20 protein-coding genes are annotated in these 21,308 nt (G+C 63.8%); 12 read left to right on the top strand and 8 right to left on the bottom strand.

What is annotated here, in order from left to right:
- The first annotated feature begins 36 nt into the window (after nucleotides 1-36).
- The 3 genes from KYT87_RS00695 (at nucleotide 37) to KYT87_RS00685 (ending at nucleotide 3,097) form a co-directional block, all read left to right on the top strand.
- Complete coding sequence (locus KYT87_RS00695; RefSeq protein WP_046803925.1) at nucleotides 37-666, top strand: LysE family translocator; 630 nt, start codon at nucleotides 37-39, stop codon at nucleotides 664-666.
- Nucleotides 667-778: 112 nt separating this feature from the next.
- Nucleotides 779-2,386, top strand: a complete 1,608-nt coding sequence (locus KYT87_RS00690) for a peptide chain release factor 3 (RefSeq protein ID WP_046803926.1) — start codon at nucleotides 779-781, stop codon at nucleotides 2,384-2,386.
- A 24-nt stretch (nucleotides 2,387-2,410) separates the two neighbouring features.
- Nucleotides 2,411-3,097 (top strand): hypothetical protein, encoded by a 687-nt coding sequence (locus tag KYT87_RS00685; RefSeq protein WP_104144683.1) that lies wholly within the window; start codon nucleotides 2,411-2,413, stop codon nucleotides 3,095-3,097.
- 95 nt (nucleotides 3,098-3,192) lie between these two features.
- On the opposite strand, the gene KYT87_RS00680 is transcribed toward KYT87_RS00685, so the two are convergent.
- The 5 genes from KYT87_RS00680 to rpoN all read right to left on the bottom strand — a co-directional run bounded on the left by KYT87_RS00680 (nucleotide 3,193) and on the right by rpoN (nucleotide 8,391).
- Nucleotides 3,193-4,538 (bottom strand): IS3 family transposase gene (locus KYT87_RS00680; protein ID WP_219991520.1). Its coding sequence is split into 2 segments (ribosomal slippage): nucleotides 3,193-4,071 and nucleotides 4,074-4,538, totalling 1,344 coding nucleotides; the frame shifts between segments, so codons are not numbered across the junction.
- Nucleotides 4,539-4,624: 86 nt separating this feature from the next.
- Nucleotides 4,625-5,101 (bottom strand): bacterioferritin, encoded by a 477-nt coding sequence (gene bfr / locus KYT87_RS00675; RefSeq protein ID WP_046803928.1) that lies wholly within the window; start codon nucleotides 5,099-5,101, stop codon nucleotides 4,625-4,627.
- A gap of 378 nt (nucleotides 5,102-5,479) precedes the next feature.
- Nucleotides 5,480-6,388 (bottom strand): DMT family transporter, encoded by a 909-nt coding sequence (locus KYT87_RS00670; RefSeq protein ID WP_120153408.1) that lies wholly within the window; start codon nucleotides 6,386-6,388, stop codon nucleotides 5,480-5,482.
- A 154-nt stretch (nucleotides 6,389-6,542) separates the two neighbouring features.
- Nucleotides 6,543-6,824, bottom strand: coding sequence for a bacterioferritin-associated ferredoxin (locus tag KYT87_RS00665; RefSeq protein WP_006216781.1), 282 nt, complete (start codon nucleotides 6,822-6,824; stop codon nucleotides 6,543-6,545).
- Between the two features lie 121 nt (nucleotides 6,825-6,945).
- Nucleotides 6,946-8,391: an RNA polymerase factor sigma-54 gene (gene rpoN / locus KYT87_RS00660; RefSeq protein WP_104144682.1), complete on the bottom strand. Its 1,446-nt coding sequence runs from the start codon at nucleotides 8,389-8,391 to the stop codon at nucleotides 6,946-6,948.
- Between rpoN and KYT87_RS00655 the strand changes: the two genes are divergently transcribed.
- From KYT87_RS00655 to leuA, 3 genes are all read left to right on the top strand, one after another.
- Entirely contained in the window at nucleotides 8,390-9,034 is a 645-nt protein-coding gene (locus KYT87_RS00655; protein ID WP_046803931.1) for a hypothetical protein, read from the top strand. The genes rpoN and KYT87_RS00655 overlap by 2 nt on opposite strands.
- A gap of 189 nt (nucleotides 9,035-9,223) precedes the next feature.
- Nucleotides 9,224-10,201, top strand: a complete 978-nt coding sequence (locus KYT87_RS00650; RefSeq protein WP_046803932.1) for a tripartite tricarboxylate transporter substrate binding protein — start codon at nucleotides 9,224-9,226, stop codon at nucleotides 10,199-10,201.
- A 469-nt stretch (nucleotides 10,202-10,670) separates the two neighbouring features.
- On the top strand, nucleotides 10,671-12,383 hold the full coding sequence (leuA, locus tag KYT87_RS00645) for a 2-isopropylmalate synthase (protein WP_046803933.1): 1,713 nt from the start codon (nucleotides 10,671-10,673) through the stop codon (nucleotides 12,381-12,383).
- A gap of 171 nt (nucleotides 12,384-12,554) precedes the next feature.
- Here leuA and KYT87_RS00640 read toward each other — a convergent pair whose 3' ends face one another.
- Entirely contained in the window at nucleotides 12,555-13,883 is a 1,329-nt protein-coding gene (locus KYT87_RS00640) for an amidase (RefSeq protein ID WP_120153403.1), read from the bottom strand.
- A gap of 321 nt (nucleotides 13,884-14,204) precedes the next feature.
- Between KYT87_RS00640 and KYT87_RS00635 the strand changes: the two genes are divergently transcribed.
- The 6 genes from KYT87_RS00635 (at nucleotide 14,205) to KYT87_RS00610 (ending at nucleotide 20,253) form a co-directional block, all read left to right on the top strand.
- Nucleotides 14,205-15,218: a substrate-binding domain-containing protein gene (locus KYT87_RS00635; protein ID WP_219991519.1), complete on the top strand. Its 1,014-nt coding sequence runs from the start codon at nucleotides 14,205-14,207 to the stop codon at nucleotides 15,216-15,218.
- A 28-nt stretch (nucleotides 15,219-15,246) separates the two neighbouring features.
- Nucleotides 15,247-16,044 (top strand): phosphodiesterase, encoded by a 798-nt coding sequence (locus KYT87_RS00630; RefSeq protein WP_046803936.1) that lies wholly within the window; start codon nucleotides 15,247-15,249, stop codon nucleotides 16,042-16,044.
- Between the two features lie 137 nt (nucleotides 16,045-16,181).
- A complete protein-coding gene (locus tag KYT87_RS00625; protein WP_120153402.1) occupies nucleotides 16,182-17,237 on the top strand; it encodes an ABC transporter ATP-binding protein in 1,056 nt (351 codons plus the stop codon).
- 34 nt (nucleotides 17,238-17,271) lie between these two features.
- Nucleotides 17,272-18,567, top strand: coding sequence for an ABC transporter substrate-binding protein (locus KYT87_RS00620; protein WP_219991518.1), 1,296 nt, complete (start codon nucleotides 17,272-17,274; stop codon nucleotides 18,565-18,567).
- Between the two features lie 13 nt (nucleotides 18,568-18,580).
- Nucleotides 18,581-19,456, top strand: coding sequence for a carbohydrate ABC transporter permease (locus KYT87_RS00615; protein WP_046803939.1), 876 nt, complete (start codon nucleotides 18,581-18,583; stop codon nucleotides 19,454-19,456).
- Nucleotides 19,453-20,253 (top strand): carbohydrate ABC transporter permease, encoded by an 801-nt coding sequence (locus KYT87_RS00610; protein WP_046803940.1) that lies wholly within the window; start codon nucleotides 19,453-19,455, stop codon nucleotides 20,251-20,253. The genes KYT87_RS00615 and KYT87_RS00610 overlap by 4 nt, the downstream gene beginning before the upstream one ends.
- Before the next feature lie 98 nt (nucleotides 20,254-20,351).
- Here KYT87_RS00610 and KYT87_RS00605 read toward each other — a convergent pair whose 3' ends face one another.
- Nucleotides 20,352-20,669, bottom strand: coding sequence for a hypothetical protein (locus tag KYT87_RS00605; RefSeq protein WP_046803941.1), 318 nt, complete (start codon nucleotides 20,667-20,669; stop codon nucleotides 20,352-20,354).
- Nucleotides 20,670-20,748: 79 nt separating this feature from the next.
- Nucleotides 20,749-21,090, bottom strand: coding sequence for a DUF1840 domain-containing protein (locus KYT87_RS00600; RefSeq protein ID WP_046803942.1), 342 nt, complete (start codon nucleotides 21,088-21,090; stop codon nucleotides 20,749-20,751).
- Nucleotides 21,091-21,308 lie beyond the last annotated feature (218 nt).

Here is a 21,308-nt window from a genome sequence, read left to right as displayed (position 1 = left end):
GCACCCCCATACTGCGATCCTAGGACCCGCGCCATCATGCCCTTATCCACCTGGTTGACGTTCTTCCTGGCCTCCTGGGCCATTTCGTTCTCACCCGGGGCGGGCGCGATTTCCGCGATGTCCTCTGGATTGAAATACGGCTTTGCACGCGGCTACTGGAACACGGCCGGCCTCATCATGGGCATCCTGTTCCAGTTCGTCGTGGTGGCCGTGGGCTTGGGCGCCGTGCTGGCCACGTCCGAAATGGCCTTCAATGTGGTCAAGTACCTGGGCGTGGCCTACCTGATCTACCTGGGCGTGCGCCAGATTCGTACTGACGCCGCACCCGTGGCGGTGGACGCGGGCGACCCGAAGCAGGCGTCGATCCGCGATCTGGTCATGCGTGGCTTTCTGATCAACACCATGAATCCGAAGGGCACCGTGTTCCTGCTGGCCGTTGTGCCGCAGTTCGTGGACCCGGCGATGGCGTTGACGCCGCAGTACATGGCGCTGGCCGGCACGCTGGCGTTTACCGATCTGGTCGCCATGGGCGTGTACACGCTGCTGGCGGCCCGCGTGTTGCGCTTGCTGCGCGACGCCAAGCACATCCGCTGGATGAACCGCACCTTCGGGTCGCTGTTCATCCTGGCGGGCGTTTTCCTGGCGTCGTTCCGCCGCCATTCCTGAATTTTCCGGCCTTGGGGCGCTCGCTGGCGACGGCGGGTGCCCCACGGCTTTTTCATGCACGATGCCGTACCGCGCCGGCTCCAAAAGCGGCGTTAAGTACAATCCCCCGACCATGAACATCCCTCACGAAGTAGCGCGGCGCCGAACGTTCGCGATCATTTCCCACCCTGACGCGGGCAAGACCACGCTGACCGAAAAGCTGTTGCTGTTCGCAGGCGCGATTCAGATCGCCGGCAGCGTCAAGGCGCGCAAGGCCACGCGCCATGCGTCGTCCGACTGGATGGAAATCGAAAAGCAACGCGGCATTTCCGTGGCCTCGTCGGTCATGCAGATGGAATACCGCGACTGCGTCATCAACCTGCTCGACACCCCGGGCCACCAGGACTTCTCTGAAGACACCTACCGGGTGCTGACGGCGGTGGATGCCGCGCTGATGGTCATCGACGCCGCCAATGGCGTCGAGCCGCAGACGATCCGCCTGCTACAGGTTTGCCGCGCGCGCAACACGCCCATCATCACGTTCATCAACAAGATGGACCGCGAAGTGCGCGAGCCGCTGGAATTGCTGTCCGAGATCGAAGGCCACCTGGGCATGGACGCCGTGCCGTTCTCTTGGCCCGTGGGCATGGGCAAGTCGTTCGGCGGAGTGTTCGATATCCGCCGCGACCGCATGCGCGTGTTCCGCCCCGGGCAGGAACGCCGCTCGGACAATGATGACGTGATCGAAGGGCTGAGCAATCCTGAAATCGCCCGCCGTTTCGGCTCGGCGTTCGAACAGGCCAGCGGCGAGATCGAACTCATCAACGAAGCCGCGCCCGCGTTCGACCGTGAACAATTCCTGGCCGGCAAGCAGACGCCCGTGTTCTTCGGCTCCGCCATCAACAACTTCGGCGTGCAGGAAGTGCTGGACGCGCTGGTCGACCACGCGCCGCCCCCGGGCCCGCGCGTCGCCCTGCAACGCGAAGTGCTGCCCGAAGAACCCAAGTTCACCGGCGTCGTGTTCAAGGTGCAGGCCAACATGGACCCTGCCCACCGTGACCGCGTGGCGTTCGTGCGCGTCAGCTCGGGCCGCTTTGAACGCGGCATGCGTTTGAAGGTGGCCCGCACCAACAAAGAGATGCGCCCCAACAACGTGGTGTCTTTCCTGTCGCAGCGGCGCGAGCTTCTGGACGAGGCGTATGCCGGCGACGTGATCGGTATCCCGAACCACGGCGTGCTGCAATTGGGCGACGTGCTGACCGAAGGCGAAACGCTGCAATTCACCGGCCTGCCGTTCTTCGCGCCGGAGCTGTTCCAGGCGGTTGAAGTGAAGGACCCGCTGCGCACCAAACAGCTGCGTACCGGCCTGACCCAATTGGGCGAAGAGGGCGCGATTCAGGTGTTCCGTCCGGAGGCTGCGGGCGGCTCTTTGCTGCTGGGCGCGATCGGCCAGTTGCAGTTTGAAGTGGTGGCTCACCGCCTGAAAACCGAGTACGGCGCGGACGCCAGAATGCTGCCTTCGCGCTACACAATGGCACGTTGGATTACGTCTGAAAACCCCAAGGCGCTGCGCAAGTTCATGGATGCCAATGCGGCTCATATCGCCTATGATGTCGTCGATGCGGCGGCGTTTTTGATCAGTTCCCCTGCGCAGTTGCGCGTAGCCGAGGACCTGTATCCCGAGGTGAAATTCCATGCCATGCGCGAACACGGCGGCAAGGTTTTCGGGGACAAGGCGTAGACCCGTTCGGGTTCCGCACGGCAGATGAGGGTAGCAATGTCTTGGCGTTTATTATTCGCAACGCTCCTGATCGCGCTTGGCGCGTCGGCCTGGGGCGGTATTCAATTGGGTGACTGGCTGGTGGCGCATGCGCCGCCCGCGGCACCGGCTCCTGGTCAGGACGCGGCAGCTTCGCAGCAGCCCGTTCTGGACGCCAACGGACGCCCTTACGTGGCGCAACCGCCGCAGCCGCGCATCGACGGTACCCTGGGCGTTCCCGACAAACCGGCCGACCGCCAATGGCAGGTCAATACGGTGTCACTGTTTGACACCGTCAGCGATCCCGCCGTGAAGCTTTCGCGCGAACGCATCACGCCCGAGCAAGCCCGCGAAATCGCGGCCGCCTCGGAAGTGCCGCTGCCTTCCGGCACCTCGGACGTCACCACCATGGACTTGCAAGTGCCCGGCACATCCACCGCCATCAACGGCGGCCAGATGCAGGCCAACGGCTACGGTACGCCGCAGATGGTGCAAGCGCCTCCGCCCCCGCCCAATACGTCGCCGGCGCCTGGCGCTCCGGGCTGGCAAGACGCGCTCAAGCGCGAACTGGCGCAGTGCGCCACGCAAGGCTTCTTTGAACGGCCTTCGTGCTCATGGAACGCGCGCAACAAATACTGTGCGCCGAACCGCGCCTGGGGCACGATGGCCGAATGTCCGGCCCGCCCGCAATAACCGTCTCAGATAACAATCAATACGCCGCGCGTTGTTTACGCGGATATGACAAAGGCGCCCCAAGGTGAACTGACCCCCAGAAGTTGGACGGTCAGCTAAAGCCCGAAGGCCTGAGCTCGGTATTGCACCGGACTCAGGCCTTTTAGCTTGAGCTTGATGCGGTCGTGATTGTAGTAATGGATGTACCGCCGGATGCCGGCCTGCAACTGGTCGATGCTTTCGAAGCGGTTCAGGTGGAAGAACTCAGCCTTGAGCGTGCCGAAGAAGCTTTCCATGGCGGCATTGTCCAGGCAGTTGCCCTTGCGTGACATACTCTGCGTGACCGATCGATCTGCCAGCATTCGCCGGTAGTTCTGCTGCTGGTATTGCCAACCCTGGTCGGAGTGCAAGACAGGCCGATCATCGGGCAGCAGCCGCGCCAGCGCTTTCTTCAACATGCTGCCCACCATCTGGAACACCGGCCGGCGGCTGGTCTCGTAGGCCACGATCTCGCCGTTGTACAGGTCCATGACCGGCGACAGATACAGCTTCTGGCCGCGCACGTTGAACTCGGTCACGTCAGTGACCCACTTCTCGTTCGGGCGTGCGGCTTCGAAGTCGCGCGCCAGCACGTTGGCGGCCACGTGATGCGACTGCCCCCGGTACGAGCGGTACTTCTTAGCGCGCACCAGCGACCTCAAGCCCAGCGTCTGCATCAGCTTCTGAACCGTTTTGTGGTTCACCCGTTCACCTGCCTGGCGCAGCACCGCCGTGATCCGGCGGTAGCCATAGCGGCCCTTATGACGTGCGTAGACCGCGCCGATGCGCTGCTTGAGCTCGGCATACGGATCCATGGCACCCAACGTCTTCAGGTGGTAGTAGAACGTGCTGCGCGATAGGTTGGCTGCGCGTAACAATAGCGCGAGCGGATGCTTAGACCTCAATCCTTGGACCACTTGCGCTTTCCAACGAGCGCCCGGGTCTTCTCCGCTTCGATTAAGGCCTTCATTTTTTTTAGGTAATCGTTCTCCGCGCGCAGATAGGCCAGCTCTTGCTCGAGTTCTTCCTTGGTCATGTCCTTGGACACCGGCTCTGGGGGATACTTATGCGGCATGGTCGCTCCTGGGCGCTTGCGCGCCAACGCCTCTATACCCCCGGAATCATACTGGGCGCGCCACTTCGCAATGTGGCACGCACTTCGAATCCCGTGCAGCACTGCTGCCTGCGTATCAGAGAGTCCTTCGCGCCGAATCCTCAGCAGCACGGCTTGTTTGAAGGACGCACTGTACGAACCCGATTTCCGGCGCAGGCCTGCAACGCCGTGCTCGCGATAGCTCCCGACCCACCGACGCACCATTGAATGTGCCAGCTCATGTCGAGCCGCCACCGATTTAACACCCTCTGCGCCTCCCAGACACTCCCTCACCACCTTTTTCTTGAACTGCTCGTCGTACTTCGCCATGTAAAAACCCCCGAAGGTTGGATCTACGTCCAACTTTCGGGGGTCAGTTCAAGGGGCGCCTTTTTATTGCCTTGCGGCCCAGCCGATTACTCGGGCACGGACATCTGGCTTTGCAGGTAATTCTGGATGCCGACCTTGTCGATCAGATCGATCTGGGTTTCCAGATAATCGATGTGCTCTTCGGTGTCGTCCAGGATGTCCTGGAACAGATCGCGCGAGACATAGTCACGCACCGATTCGCAATAGGCGATGGCTTCCACGACGGTGGTGTGCGCGGCTTGTTCCAGCTTCAGGTCACAGGCAAGCAGCTCGGGCACGTCTTCACCGATCAGCAGCTTGTGCAGGTCTTGCAGGTTGGGCAGGCCGTCCAGCATGAAGATGCGTGCGATCAGGCGATCCGCGTGCTTCATTTCACCGATGGATTCTTCGTATTCGTGCTTGCCCAGCTTGTCGAAGCCCCAATGGTTCAGCATGCGCGCATGCAGGAAATATTGGTTGATGGCCGTCAGTTCGTTGGTCAGTTGCTTGTTCAAGAACTGGATGACGGTTTTGTCGCCTTTCATAATGGACTCCTTGCAGTCAGGCGCGACGCGAGTGCATCGCGACAAAGGAGCGCACGATGCCGCGCGTACGCAACCCCGGCAGACTACCACCTGCCGGCGGGGCGCGCCTAGCCTTGCGCCGCATTTGGTAAACGGCTTTAGAACCGCTACCAGAAAGCGACAAGCCAATGAGAATGAGTATGCGTGCGTGATGCTTTGCGTGCACAACGCAGGCCCTATGCGGCGTAGCGCTGAGTCAGCTGGCGTATTCGTCCGGTACTTTTCTTTAATGGTGTCGATAAGCCCGTGATAAACGGCTGACATTCCATCGAAATCCCACTGATGCCGTCAGGTTGCATATCCGCAACCTTATCAGCGCTATTTTGCTTATTCAGTGGTTCAACGCGCTTTGCGCGTCGTCAACCAGATCCCAAAGGCGATTGGCACGATGCCCAAAAGATCCAGCCACGATACCGGCTCGCGCAGGACCAGCCAGCCAAACAACAGGCCCAGCGGCGGCATCAAGAAATGCAACGCACTGGCCGACGTGGCGCTGGCCCGGCTCAGGATCATGAACCACAGGTAGTAGCCGCCCATCGACACGGCCACGATCATGTAGGCCATGCTGGCCAGCAGGCTCGCCGTCAGGCGCGCATCACTCAGGCTTTCGTTCATCAGCGCGAACGGCAGCAACGCGGCAGCCGCTGCCAGGGATTGGATGCCGGTCGACGTCCATAGCCCTGCCGCCGGCTTGAGCCGCTTGTAGAGCAGCGTGCCGGCCACCAGCGCCACCAGGCCACCCGTGACCAGCAGCGTGCCGTGCATGTCTTCCTGCATGCCTGTCAGGCGTGATCGCAGCACCACGGCCACCCCGACCAGCCCCAGGCACAGGCCCAGCAACTTGCGCCACGTCAGCCGCTCGCCCAGTACAGGGCCGGCCAATACGCCGATCAGCAGCGGGTTGGTGCTGATCAGCACGGCGGTGAATGCCGACGACACGGTCGTCATGCCGGACCAGCTCAGGCCCAGGTACAGCGCGTTGTTCAAGACGCCCAGCAGGATGAGGGACGCGAGGTCGCGCCCTTGCAGTGGCCGGCCCCGGCGGCTGAAGGCGGCGATGCCCAGCATCAACACGCCGGCAATCAGGAAGCGGATGGTCAACAGGGTCAACGGGGGGCAATCGCGCACCGCGATCTTGGCCGCCGCAAAGGCCGAACTCCACAGAAAACAGAACGCGGCAATCGGCACCCAACTGATGCCCGAGGCGGCAGGAGCGTTCGGGGGGCAGGTGGCGGGCGTGGCCTTCATCGGGAGTCCATGAGAACGGCACGCCACGCATGGCGCAGGGATCAAGCATTCTGCTCGCGCCCTGGCGCAATGACAAATAGTTTGGGAAAGGCTGCGTCCGGAAAGCAGCGCGGCCCGCCGAAGAACTCAGCGAGCCGGAGGGGACGGCAATGCGTTAGCCGGCAGCGACCAGCGGAATCGGGAAGCTGCTGTTGTTGGCAGCCGAACCCGATTCAACCAGGGTGGCGGGCGCATTGACCGGAACGGCGATGGAGCGAACGTCGCACACGCTGGAGCAGCGGCCGCCTGGCAGGTATTCGGCGGCGGTTGCCGCGCAGCAGCCGCAGCACGTGGCCACGCCCAGCTCGAATTGCAGGTCGGACAGCGTCGTCGCGCCACCGTCCACGCTGGCGCGGACTTGGCGTTCGGTGATGGCATTACATACGCAAATGTACATGCGAATGATTATCGAAAATTATTCGGCGGATGACAAGCCCTGAACGCAAAAAAATTTGTAGCGCAATTGTCACGCAACCCCTTGAAACAAAGGACGAATCCTCAAAGATTCGTCCCCTATTTCAACGCGCCGAGGCTTGCGCCTTGCGCAGCGTAGCCGGGGCAATTCGCAGCGCTTCTCGGTACTTTGCCACCGTCCGACGGGCGATAACTATCCCCTGATCGGCCAGTTTCTGCATGATCTGGCTGTCCGACAAGGGCTTGGCCCGGTTCTCTTCCGCGACCATTTGGCGGATGAAAGTCTGCACCGCCGTGGCCGACGTGGCGTCACCGCCGTCGGTGGAGACCCCCGTCCCGAAGAAGCGCTTGAGCTCCAGCGTGCCAAACGGAGTAAGCATGTACTTCTGCGTTGTGGCGCGCGAAATGGTCGATTCGTGCAGCCCGAGCTCGCCGGCGATGTCTTTCAGGATCAGCGGACGCATGGCCGACGGCCCCTGGCTGAAAAACGCCGTCTGGCGTTCAACAATGGCCTGGGCGACGCGCAGGATCGTGTCGAAGCGCTGCTCTACGTTACGTATCATCCATTTGGCTTGCTGCAACTGGGTTTGCAGGCCCGCGTGCGCGGATTCCTTTTGGTTGCCCAGCATCTGTGCATACAGCCCGTTGATTTGCAGCCGGGGAACGGCGGCGCTGTTCAGCGTGACCTGCCAGCCGCGCCGCGCCTTGCGCACGATGACGTCGGGCACAGCGTAGTCCGCCGCAGGCACGGTCCAGGCGCGTCCGGGCCGGGGCTCCAGCCGCAGGATCAGCGTGTGGGCCGCGCGGAAAATTGCCTCGTCGCAGCCCACGGCAGCGCACAGGCGCGCAGCGTTACCGGTGGCCAGCAAGGGCAGATGGCGCGCACAGATTTCGCGGGCGCAGGCCAGGACGGCCGGATCGGCCGCTTCGGGCAAACGGGAGAGGTCGGGGTGGCGCAATTGCAACACCAGGCAATCCGCCATGTCGCGCGCGCCGATGCCGACGGGGTCGAACGATTGCAGCAGCGACAGCGCCGCCCGCAGCTCATCCAGGTCGGGTTCCATTTCGGCCGGCAGCCAGGTCAGGATTTCCTCAAGCGGCGAGCCCAGGTAGCCGTTTTCATCCAGCTCGTCGATCAACAAGGCCGCCAAGGCGGCATCGCGCGGCGCCGCCCGCGTCAGCATCAGCTGGCCTAGCAGGTGTTCGCGCAACGTGTCCGGGCGCGCCGCTTCGGGCAGCCCGGAGTCATCATCCGAATACACGCCGCCCGAGCCAGGCATTTCTTCGACGGGGGCATCGCGTTCCGCTGCGGGGGTGTCGTCATCGACCGAGGATTCGCGTTCGGATTCGGCTTGCGCCTCGGCGGCGGGGGTGTCGTCTTCCCGTTCCAGCAGGGGGTTGTCCGCGAGCACTTGCGAGATCTCGGCTTCCAGGTCGAGCGTGGACAACTGCAACAATCGTATCGATTGCTGCAATTGAGGGGTCAGCGTCAGGTGCTGGCCAGGTCGCAGTTCTAAAATTGGACGGGTCATAGGTACAATATTTTGCATGATGAATCTGACTTCGCCCGCAAGCGTTCGCCAGGACAGCCGACTTATCGGCCAGACCCTGCTCAAACTGGCGCTACCCCGAATCGTTGTGCGCGCGATAGTCATCGCCGTCGCCGTCGTCCTTTGGTATCTCGTTGCCTCGTGGATACTGGATTTCGGCAAACGCATGAACTATGACTTCCTGCATACGCTGGGCCAGCCAACCCAGGATATGGCGCAGAAGGTCAATCCCTATATCTGGTGGGTCGTTGCCGGCATCTGGACGCTGATCGTCTTCTTCTCGGTCCGCGCCTGGTTTGCAGCCAGCCTGGCCTCGGGCGCGGCAACCCCGGTGGGCACGGATACGCTGGCCGATCTGGCGCCGAACCTGTCGGAAGAATCGTTGGGCGTGCTGCGCTGGACCTGGGGCGACCGCCAAGAACCCTTCACTGTAGGCGACTTGCGACGCGCACTGTCTGAAATTCGCCACAATCGCAGCGGCAAGATCGCCATGGTGGCCGAACAGGCGCAAATTTTGGAAGGCACGGCCATCCCGCCGTCGCGCGATCCGCGCGATGACGGCCGCCGAGCCCCGCGTACCGAAGTCCGGGGCGAGACCCGCGGCGACCGCTACGTCGAACCTCGCATCGGCCCGGCCCGCTAACGCGGCGCGGACTTTTTTGCCACACAGGCCGCCGATCTGGCGGCCTTTTTTGTTTCAGTCCGGCGCCAGCTCCGCCTTCTATACTGACCCGTCCAGGCTCGCGCAACCGCAGGCCGCGCAACAGACCCAGCAAAACCATAACGGCAGCCGAGACCTGCCGATGCGCGGCCGGCCCCTGGAGAGAAAACCATGTTCCGCACCCCCATCCGGTATGCCGCCGGTTTGCTCGTGGCCTGTTCGGCCGCGTTCGCCGCCACGCCCGCCATGGCCGCGTGGCCAGACAAACCCATCACCTTCGTCGCGCCGTTCAGCGCCGGCGGCGCCAACGACCTGGTCGCCCGCATCATCGCCAAGGCAGTGGGCACGACGCTGAAGCAATCCGTCATTGTGGAAAACCGACCCGGCGCCGGCGGGGTCGTGGGCGCCGCGCACGTCGCTCGCAGCGCGGCAGATGGCTACACCTATCTGGTGGGTAGCAATGGCACCGTTACCAACAGCCTGATCCGCTCGGACCAGCCCTACAAGGACGACGAGCTGACCCCCGTCGCGCTGTTGACCATCACGCCCTCGGTGATCGTGGCCAACCCGTCCAACCCGGCCAAGGACCTGAAGGACTTCGTCGAGCGCGCCAAGAAAGCCAAGACCGACCGCATCACCTTTTCCACCGCCGGCAACGGCAGCACGCCGCATTTTGTGGCGGAAATGGTCAAGGAAGCCACGGGCCTGCCCATCGAGCCCATCGCCTACAAGAGCGGCTCGGAAGGCGTGACGGCGGTGATCGGCAACCAGGTCGACGCCACGTCGGAAGCCAGCATCGTGACGTTGCCGCTGATCCAAAGCGGCAAGTTGAAGGCGCTGGCCACCACGTGGGACAAGCGCATGGCCAGCGCGCCGGACATTCCCACCACCGCCGAAGCCGGCTTTCCCGCCGTGCGCATCGGGCACTGGGCGGGCTTGTACGCGCCCGCCGGCACGCCGGCGGACGTGTTGGACAAAATGAACGCTGCGGTCGAGCAGTCGCTCCAGACCAAAGAAGTGCAGGACGCGTTGCGCCAGAGCAGCATCGAACCGGGTGGCGGCTCGCGCGCGAGCTTTGTGGAATTCGCAGCCAGTGAACGCGAACGCCTGGGCAAGATCGTGAAAAACGGCCACATGCAAACGCAGTAGACGCACGCCACCGCCCGATGCCGCAGCGGCATGCTGCGACCTCGGGCGCGGGCCGGATTTTCGGTCTCGCGCCGCTGTCGATCAAAGATCGCGGCGCGCTCTGCCCCCGGTTTTTTTCAACGTTTTCGTTTGCGCTGGCAAAGAAAATATGTTTGACTAGCACCCTATGGCCGCTCACCGCACCCTCCCCGCGATTGCCACCGGACGCTTCGTCGCTCCGGTCGCCGGCCTGCGCGCTCGTTCCTTCTTCGCTGCCGCGCTATCGCTATACCTACCGATCGGTTGCCGGGCCTAGTGTCCCCGTGGTAGCTCGGCAGCCACGTTTGCCACACGCGATTTCCCCCTTTTATTTGTGAATCCTGCCGGTTAATCACGGCAACCCCTGGCGCAAAACCGTCATCCGGTCATCGCGCCGCCGAGACTCAGTGCTCACGGGATTCAAAAGAAACCGATTGATCGAGGTGTAGTCATGATGCTTGCCAACCCCGCCACCAAATACGTCCCCTTCGCGCCGTTCACCCGCGACTTCTCCGAACGCACGTGGCCCAGCCGCCGCATCACCAAGGCGCCGATCTGGATGAGCACCGACCTGCGTGACGGCAACCAGGCGTTGATCGAACCCATGAGCGTCGAGCGCAAGCTCCGCTTTTTTGAACAACTGGTGAAGATCGGCTTCAAGGAAATCGAAGTCGGCTTCCCGTCCGCGTCGCAGACCGACTTCGATTTCGTGCGCAAGCTCATCGACGAAAAGCGCATCCCCGATGACGTCACCATCATCGTGTTGACGCAGTCGCGTGAAGACCTGATCAGCCGCACGGTGGAAGCCGCGGCGGGCGCCAAGCAAGCCATCGTCCACATGTACAACGCTTGCGCACCGGCCTTCCGCAAGGTGGTGTTCAACATGTCCAAGGACGAAATCAAGGGCATCGCCACGACCGGCACGCGCCTCATCAAGCAATACACCTCGCAGCGCCCCGAAACCAAATGGAGCTACGAGTATTCGCCCGAAGTGTTCAGCACCACCGAGCCCGAATTTGCCTTGGAAGTGTCCAACGCCGTCGCCGATGTCTGGCAGCCCACGCCCGACCACAAGATGGTGTTGAACCTGCCCGCCACGATCGAGGCCACCAGCCCCAACCTGTACGCCGACCAGATCGAATGGATGCACAAGAACCTGGCGCGCCGCGACAGCATCGTGCTTAGCGTGCACCCGCACAACGATCGCGGCACCGCCGTGGCCGCCGCTGAATTTGCCGTGATGGCCGGCGCCGACCGTATCGAAGGCTGCCTGTTCGGCAGTGGCGAACGCACCGGCAACGTCGACCTCGTCACGCTTGCCTTGAACCTGTACACGCAAGGCGTGCATCCCGGTTTGGACTTCTCCGACATCGACGAAGTGCGCCGCTGCGCGGAATACTGCAACCAGTTGCCGGTGCACCCGCGCCATCCGTATGCCGGCGACCTCGTTTTCACCGCGTTCTCCGGCTCGCACCAGGACGCCATCAAGAAGGGCTTCGCGCTGCAACAGGCCGACGCCGTCTGGGAAGTGCCGTACTTGCCGATCGACCCGGCCGACCTGGGCCGCAGCTACGATGCCGTGATCCGCGTGAACAGCCAGTCGGGCAAGGGCGGCGTGTCGTACCTGCTTGAGCAGGAACACGGCCTGGTCTTGCCGCGCCGCCTGCAAATCGAATTCAGCCGCGCCATCCAGCGCGTGACGGACGAGACGGGCAGCGAAGTCACCGCCGACGACGTGCACACCATCTTCAATCGCGAATACCTGGAACAGAAGGCGCCCTGGAAGTTGATCCGCCACCGCATCGACGGCAACCCGTCGGCCGGCGAAGGCCAGCATTTCAGCATCGAAGCCGAACTCGAATACAACGGCGAACGCCGCATCGTGACGGGCAAGGGCGATGGCGCCATCTCGGCATTCGTGGCGGCGCTGGACGTGCCCGTGCGCATCATGGACTACCACGAGCACGCCATCGGCACCGGCACCGACACGCGCGCCGCCTCCTATGTCGAACTGCGCGTGGGCGAGTCCTCCACGGGCTTTGGCGTAGGCATCGACCGCGACATCGTGACGGCCTCGTTCCAGGCCGTCCTTAGCGCCGTGAACCGCCACATCAACGCGGGCGCCGTGGCGTCCGCCGAGCAGGAAGCCGCCGAGGCCGCGTGATCCGCGCTCGCCTTCTGAACTGAACGCCCGAAGCCGGCCCGAAACATGGGCCGGCCAACAACCAGGAACACACCTCTTCCTGGCGCGACCGGCACAAAAAAGCCCGCCTTATCGGCGGGCTTTCTGCTTTCTGCTTTCTGCTTTCGGCATTTGATTGAACGCGTGCCGCGTTCAGCCTCGCGGCCACATATCCGACGCGCCAATATCCGGCGCATTGGCCTCAAGCAGGCGCTCATGCACCCACGCCCCAATCGCCAGCGTGCGGTAGTCGTCATAGCGCTGCCCGATCAGCTGCAACCCCACGGGCAGCCCTTGCGGGCCCGTGGCGAAGGGCAGATTCAGGCAGGGCAGGCCGAACAGCGTCCAGGGCCGCGAGAACTGCGGATCGCCCGTGCCCAGGTCGGCAAATGGCGCCTCGCCGGCGGCGCTGGGCGCCAGCAACACGTCGCAGTCGTCAAACCAGCTGTTCACCCGAATGCGCGACTCTTCGGCGCGCGCCAGGTTCTTGATGTGTTGCTCGGCCGATATCTGCGCGCCCGCTTCCAGCACCGCCTGGATCTTCGGGCTAAGTTGGCCGGCGTGTTGCAGGCGCTCGAAAGCCAGCGACTGCGACGCCTCGTACGCCATGATGTCGGCGTGCAGCTGCACCAGCATGCAATCCTGCGAAGGCAGCGGCACCTCTTTCACGGTGGCGCCCGCGCGCGACAAGGTCGCCGCCGCCTGGGCGAACGCTTCCTTCGTTTCGGCCTGCGCGTGCCGCCACTGCAACGTGCGGCACATGCCCACGCGCGGCTTGGCGTCGTAGGACAGGTCCTGCATGCGGGCATCGCGCATCATCACGGACGCAAACAAGGCCACGTCGGGCACCGAACGGGCAAAGCCGCCCACCGTGTCCAGCGATTCGGCCAGGCTTTTTACGCCCGCGCGGGGAATGGCGCCGAACGTGGGCTTGAAGCCGACGATGCCGCAATAAGACGCCGGGCGGATGATGGAACCCGCCGTTTGCGAGCCCAATGCGAAGGGCACCATGTCGTCCGCGACCGCGGCGGCCGAGCCACTGGAGGAGCCCCCAGGCGTGTAGGCCTCGTTGCGCGGATTGCGGGTCGGGCCGGCTTGATAGGTCGCAAATTCAGTGGTGACCGTCTTGCCCACCACGATGGCGCCCGCGCCACGGCAAAGCGCCACGGCGGCGGCGTCCAGGCCGGGGCGGTGGCGCTCATAAATAGGCGAGCCGTAGCGGGTAGGCAGATCGACGGTGTCGAACAGGTCTTTCACGCCGATCGGCAGGCCATGCAGCGGACCCTGCAAAGGGCCATCGTCCAGGGCCTGTGCAACGTCCAGCGCCGCCTGTTTTTGCAGGGCGGTCCAGGCGTGGATGGTATTTTCGCGCTGCTCGATACGGGCAAAACAGGCTCGTACCAATTGCACCGCGGTTAACTCGCGCCGTTGCAGCTTGCGCGCGGCTTGAACCGCGCCAAGGCTGTTTAAGGCAGTAGACATTTTCCTTTCCTCTTTACCGGCGCCGCGCAAGGCGTGGCAGCTGATTACGCACCCGGTCCCCTTGACCGAGGGGTCTGCCCTTGCGTTGCCGGCGGCGTTGTTGCGCCGTGGGGCAATGCGGACCGATCCCTGCCATTGTGCGCGCCGCGTCAATTAGGAAAAACACCAAAAACACCGTGTTTTCCCGGGTAAAACGACTGCGCCGCGCCTAGGCTTTATGTTGTTGCGTTCACACCAGCATAGCGCAAACCCGTGCAACACAAAGGTCATATTTGTCTTGTAAGATGAAAACGTTTTCAGCAAATCGACAGTAATCCCGGTATGGCTACGCGCCCGTCGCCCCGCTTTTCCATCATTGAAGTGGCCCGCAAGGCAGGCGTATCGCCGGCGACGGTTTCGCGCGCATTCAATCAACCCGAGATCGTCCATCCCGACACGTTGGCGCACATCCGCAACGTGGCCAAGCGCGCGGGGTTCCGGCCGAACCGCGTTGGCCGCAGCCTGCGCTCCGGCAGCACCCGCACCATCGGGTTGATTCTGCCCACCCTGTCCAATCCCGTGTTCGCCGAGTGCTTTGAAGGCGCCGAGCGCCGTGCGCGCGAATCGGGCTACAGCGTCATGCTGACCGCCACCGGGTATGACCCCGCCGTTGAATCCGCCGCGGTCCAAGGCCTGATCGACCATCAAGTCGACGGCCTGATCCTGACCGTGGCCGACGTCAACAAAAGCGCCACGCTGGACGATCTGGACAGCGCCGGCATGCCATATGTGCTGGTCTACAACGAGTCGTCCACGCACCCGTTTGCGTCGGTGGACAACCGCGCCGCTGCCAGCGACATGGTCGCGCATCTGGCCGCGCTGGGGCACCGCCGCATTGCGCTGGTGACCGGGCCGCTGACCGCCTCGGATCGCGCCCGCCGCCGTTTGACCGGCGCCCGCGCCTGCGCCAAGAAGCTGAACCTGGACACCGTGCAGCACATCGCCATGAGCTCGCACACCGGCAGCGATGCCGACGTGCTCAAGGCCGCGCTGCGCGGCAAACAGGCGCCTACCGCCCTGTTCTGCTCGAACGACTTGCTGGCCACTGCCGTCATCGCCGATCTGGTGGCGCTGGGCCTGCGCGTGCCCACCGACATTTCGGTGTGCGGCTTTGACGGCATGCGCTTCGGCGCCTTGCTGACGCCGCCGCTGACGACCGTGGCGCAACCCAGCGACGGCATCGGCCAGACGGCGTGCTCGAACCTGCTGGCGCAGATCCATGGCCGACCTGCCCAATCGAACCGCTTGCCGCATTGCATCGTGGTGGGCGGTACCGCGGCGTCCGTACGCCGCTGATCTCTTCAATTACGACAACGCACGCATCATGCTCATTGCCCAAATCACCGACCTGCACATGCGCACCCCGGGCGACAAGGCCTACGGCATCATCGACCCGGCCGCATTCCTGGCGCCGGCCGTGCGCGCGCTGAACGCGCTGACGCCGCGCCCCGACTGCGTACTGATCACAGGCGACTTGACCGACCTGGGCCGCCCGCACGAATACCAGGTGCTGCGCGACCATCTGCAAGCGCTGGAGATTCCGTACTTTCTGCTGCCCGGCAACCATGACGACCGCGCGCAACTGCGCGCCGCCTTTCCCGACCACGATTACCTGCAAGGCGGCGGGCCGTTCATTCAGTACGCCATCGAAACCTATCCGCTGCGCCTGTTGGCGCTGGACACGGTGGTGCCGATGAAAAGCCATGGCGAACTTTGCCAGGACCGCCTGGACTGGCTAGCCGCGCGCCTGGCCGAACAGCCGGACCGGCCGACGCTGGTGTTGATGCACCACCCGCCGTTCCTGACCGGCATCGAACACATGGATGCCATCGGCCTTCTGGCCGGCGCGCCAGAGCTGGAACGCGTGGTGTCGCGCTTTCCCAATGTAGAACGGGTGCTGTGCGGGCATTTGCATCGCACCATCTTCCAGCGCTTCGGCGGCACGATCGCGTCAACCTGCCCGGGCACGGCACACCAGTTGGCGCTGGAGCTGGGGCCGCGTCCCACGCTGCAATACATCATGGAACCGCCGGGCTACCAGCTGCATTGGTGGCAAGGCACGAACCTGGTTACGCACCACGCGGTGCTTGGGGAATATCCCGGGCCTTATCCGTTTGCCTGAGCGCTGCGCCGAAGGGGCGCGCAGCGTTGTTTGTAGCCGTTTGGCTTGCCACGAATCCGTCATGTTTGCGCTGCACAATGAAAAGGTTTTCATAACAGGCAACAATGCGGATCTAACAATTAGATCGTCGAGACAGCATGTCATCCATCGTTCTGGATAACCTCACCAAACAGTACGGCGGCGCCGCCGCCATCCACGGCGTGAGCTTCACGGTGCCGGCGGGCAGCTTCACGGTGCTGCTGGGCCCATCCGGCTGCGGCAAGTCGACCACCCTGCGCATGATCGCCGGCCTGGACACGCCCACATCGGGCACCATCCGCATCGGCGATCGCGACGTTACGCAACTGCCGCCGGCCAAGCGCCGCATATCCATGGTGTTCCAGTCATACGCGCTGTTCCCGCATTTGTCGGTGCGCGAGAACATCCTGTTCGGCCTCAAGGTCCGCAAGGAACCCGCGCGCGACTTCGACCGCCGCTTGCAGCGTGTGGCCGGGCTGCTGGGCCTGGAGCATCTGCTGGACCGCAAGCCGTCGCAGTTGTCGGGCGGCCAGCAGCAGCGCGTGGCGCTGGGGCGCGCGGTGATTTCCGAAGCGCCGGTGTGCCTGATGGACGAGCCGCTATCCAACCTGGATGCGCAGCTGCGCCACGAGATGCGCCGCGAGATCCGCGCCTTGCAGCAGGACCTGGGCATCACGATGGTGTACGTCACGCACGACCAGACCGAGGCGATGAGCATGGCCGATCAGGTGGTGCTGTTGCGCGGCGGTCAGATCGAACAGCACGACACGCCCGACGGCCTGTACGCACGGCCGGCCACCGAGTTCGCCGCGCGTTTCATCGGCACGCCGCCCATGAATCTGATCGGGCTTGCCGCCGCGAACGGCGCCGCCGTTATCGCCGGCACGCAAGGCCCCGTGATCGCCAACGCACCGGCCGGCGCCATCAAGCTGGGCGTGCGCCCGGAACACATCCGCATCGACAGCACCGGCATACCGGCCATTGTCGAAAGCGTTGAATACTTCGGCGCGGATTCCATCGTGGTGTGCCGGGTAGGCGACACCAGCGGCGTGGCCGTGCGAGTGGGCGGCCATTTGCGCGCCCGCGCCGGCGAGGCCCTGAACCTGTCCTGGCAGGACGGGCAACAGCATTTCTTTGCCGCCGATTCGGCGGTGATCAACACCGTCGGGCGCTAGAAGACGCCCATTGCACAGGAAAGGAAACGCCACCATGCGACGCATCGTACTGAAGACCCTGGCCGCCAGCCTGGCCGCCGCTTGCCTGTCCCTGCCGGCACAGGCGCAAAACAAACCCGTCGAGGTCGAGTTCTATTATCCGGTTGCCGTCGGCGGCCCGATCACCAAGATCGTCGACGACATGGTCGCGGACTTCCAGAAGGAAAATCCCGACATCAAGATCAAGCCGATCTACGCCGGCTCGTATCAGGATTCGATCGCCAAGGCGCTGACGGCGCTCAAGGGCGGCACGCCGCCGCAACTGGCCGTGCTGCTGTCCACCGACATGTTCACGCTGATCGATGAAGACGCCATCGTGCCGATCGATTCGCTGGCGAAAAGCGATGCCGACAAGAAGTGGCTGGGCGGCTTCTACGACGCGTTCATGCAGAACAGCCGCTCGGGCGGCCACACCTGGGGCGTGCCGTTCCAGCGTTCGACCATCGTGATGTACTACAACAAGGACCTGTTCAAGGCAGCGGGCCTGGACCCCGAACGCGCGCCCGCCACCTGGGCCGAGCTGGTCGATTACGGCAAGAAGCTGACCAAGCAGGACGCCTCGGGCAACACCACGCAGTGGGGCATCGAGATCCCGTCGGGCGGCGCGTTTGCGTACTGGCTGTTCCAGGCGCTGACCACGCCCAACGGCGCGATCCTGATGAACGAAGCCGGTAACGAGGTCTACCTGGACAAGCCGGCGGTGGTGGAAGCCGCGCAGTTCTGGCGCGACCTGTCGGCCAAGCACAAGATCATGCCCACCGGCACCATTGACTGGGGCACCACGCCCAAGGACTTCCTGGAAAAGAAGGCCGCCATGGTCTGGACCACCACCGGCAACCTGACCAACATCCGCAAGAACGCCGACTTCCCGTTCGGCGTGGCGATGATGCCGCAGCAAAAGCGCGGCGGCAGCCCGACGGGCGGCGGCAACTTCTATATCTTCAAGAGCGGCACGCCGGCGCAGCAGCAGGCCGCGCTGAAGTTCGCGCAGTGGGTCACCACGCCGGAACGCGCGGCCGACTGGAGCATCGCCACGGGCTACGTGGCCGTGACGCCGGCCGCCTGGCAAACCGAAAAGATGAAGAAGTACGCGCAGGAAGTGCCGGCCGCCACGGTCGCGCGCGACCAGCTGGAAGTCAGCGTGGCGGAATTTTCCACGCATGAAAACCAGCGCGTCACCAAGACCCTGAACGACGCGCTGCAAGCGGCGTTGACGGGTTCGAAGACGCCGCAGCAGGCGCTGACCGACGCACAGCGCGAGGCCGACCGCATCCTGCGTTCCTACAAATAAACCGACAAGCACGATGAGCCGCTCTTTACATGCGCTTTATGGCTGGCTGCTGTTGCTGCCAGCCATCGTGCTGCTCGCCGCCTTCACGCATTACCCGGCGGTGGCGACGCTTTGGCACAGCTTTTTTTCCACGCCCAAGGGCGCGCGTCCGGCGCGTTTCGTGGGCCTGGAGAACTACGCCGTCATGCGTGACGACCCGGTGTTCTGGCAGTCGCTGTGGAACAACCTGTGGTTTGCGCTGGGCACGATCCCCACGTCCATCGGCATCGCGCTGATCATGGCGTTGTGGGTGAACCGCAACCTGAGCGGCCGCGGCTTTTTGCGCATGGCGTACTTCACGCCCACCGTGCTGCCGATGGTGGCGGTGGCCAACATCTGGCTGTTCTTCTACACGCCGCAGTACGGGCTGATCGCGCAGGTGATGGGGTGGTTCGGTTCGCCCGGCCCGAACTGGCTGGGCAACCGCGAAACCGCCTTGCCCGCGCTGATGTTGGTCACGGTGTGGAAAGAATCCGGCTTCTTCATGATCTTCTATCTGGCCGCCTTGCAGACCGTGTCGCCGTCGCTGCGCGAGGCCGCGATGCTGGAAGGCGCTTCGCGCTGGCAGTATTTCCGCCGCATCCTGTGGCCGCTGTTGATGCCCACCACGCTGTTCGTGCTGATCAATGCGCTGATCAACGCCTTCCGCCTGGTGGACCATGTGGTCGTCATGACGCGCGGCGGGCCGGATAACGCCAGCACCCTGCTGCTGTACTACATCTACCAGGTGGGTTTCAGTTTCTGGGACACGGCTTACGCCGCCACGCTGACCGTCGTGTTGCTGGTGGTGCTGGCGCTGACCGCGCTGTTCAAGTTCCGCTGGCTGGATCGCAGGACGCACTATCAATGAAAGACAAGCTAGATACCCTGGGCGCCTGGGCGCTTGGCCTGCTGTGGATCCTGCCGCTGGCCTACGCGATGTGGGCGGCATTCCACCCGCCCGCCTACGCAACCCGCTTCGAGCTGTTCGCGCCGTTGACGCTGGATAACTTCGTGCGTGCCTGGCACGCGGCGCCGTTTCCGCGCTATTTCCTGAACACCTTCCTGCTGGTGACGATGGTGTTGGCAGCGCAGTTGGTGCTGTCCACACTGGCGGGCTACGCGTTCGCGCGCTTCGAATTCCGGGGCCGCGATTTCGTCTTCATGCTGGTGCTGCTACAGCTGATGATCATGCCCGACGTGCTGCTGGTAGAGAACTACCGGTCCATGAGCCAGCTGGGCGTCCGCGACACCGTGTTCGCCATCGGCCTGCCGTACTTCGCGTCGGCGTTCGGCATTTTCCTGTTGCGCCAGACCTTCAAGACGGTGCCGCGCGAACTGGAAGAGGCGGCGCGCATGGAAGGCGCGGGCCCCATGCAGATTCTGTGGAAGGTGTATGTACCGTTGGCCAAGCCGATCTACGTGGCGTACGGGCTGGTGTCGGTCAGCCACCACTGGAACAATTTCCTGTGGCCGCTCATCATCACCAACTCGGTGGAATCCCGGCCGCTGACGGTGGGCTTGCAGGTGTTCTCGTCCACGGACCAGGGCATCGACTGGTCGGTCATTACCGCCGCCACGCTGATGTCGGCGGCGCCGTTGCTGATTGCCTTCCTGCTGTTCCAACGGCAATTCGTGCAGTCGTTCATGCGGGCGGGGATCCGCTAGCCTGTGGTCTGCGGTCTGTGCGGCTGGCGCCGCGCACCCGAAAAAATCCCCGCCTTGAGCGGGGATTTGTTTTGTGGCGCTTGCCGAGAGCCGCGCCGTCAGTAGCCGACGGTCAGCCCCGGCAGGTCCACCGTGATGCGCGGGCGTTCCAGCGCCAACGCCAGGTGCTCGGCGAACTCGCGGGCTTCCTTGGTGTCGGTGGACAGGGTGTCGTAACCCAGGGCATCGGCCACGCCCAGCACCTTATCCAGCAACAGCACTTTGCCGCTGGGCCGCAAGGGTTCGCAGCCCAGGGTTTCCCAGGCGCCGTCGAACCAATCGCGCGCATCGCTCTGGCGCTGCGGGGACGGCTCTACCGTGGCGGTCAGGTCCAGCGACCGGCGGGGGTCGAAAACAATGGTGATGTCGCTGCGCATAAGGGTTTCCTTGAAAGGGCGTCAGGCCGCAAGGGTAAGGCAAAAAACACCGGTCGGATTGTCCGCCCGGCGACATTGCTTACCACCCGCGCGAGGCTTCCCAGGTGACTTCGACGCCCGCTGCCTGCGATTGCCGCAGCATGTCCAGCAACGGAAACGCGCGTTCCTTCAGGCCCACCGTGCGCGCCATGGCCGCACGGGGCGCCTTGTCTTCGTCGTCTTCGTCGTCAAGCGGGCGTTCGGCGACCTCGATGGCGTGTTCGATGCCGGCGATGGCGGGGCCCAGTTGCTCCACCGTGAAAACGCCGCGTTCGGGGATCTTGTCGCCGATGGGTTTGCCCGCTGCCTGCAGAATGGGACCGGCGTGGTCGGACAGCATCAGGACCTCGGCCACGACCTTGGAGTGAAAGGTAATCAGCATATTGCGGTCTCCCTTATTGAATACGTTACATACACTACCGCAACGCCCCAGGGATGCCAACTGGCGCCCTCGCGCGCGCGACACGGCCCGGACACCGGGCACCCGCGCCGCTGGCTAGGCATTTGATTTTGTTCAGAGTTCCGCCCGCCGCGCGAACGCTTGCCGGACGGTTTGCACGCCCGATCCGCCCGATTGGGCCGCCAAATCAACTATCATTC

The sequence above is a fragment of the Achromobacter sp. ES-001 genome, from assembly GCF_019448355.1.
GTDB lineage: Bacteria > Pseudomonadota > Gammaproteobacteria > Burkholderiales > Burkholderiaceae_B > Achromobacter > Achromobacter spanius_B.
The sequence above is the reverse complement of the archived record's forward strand: the minus strand, read 5'-3'. Positions and strand labels throughout refer to the sequence as shown.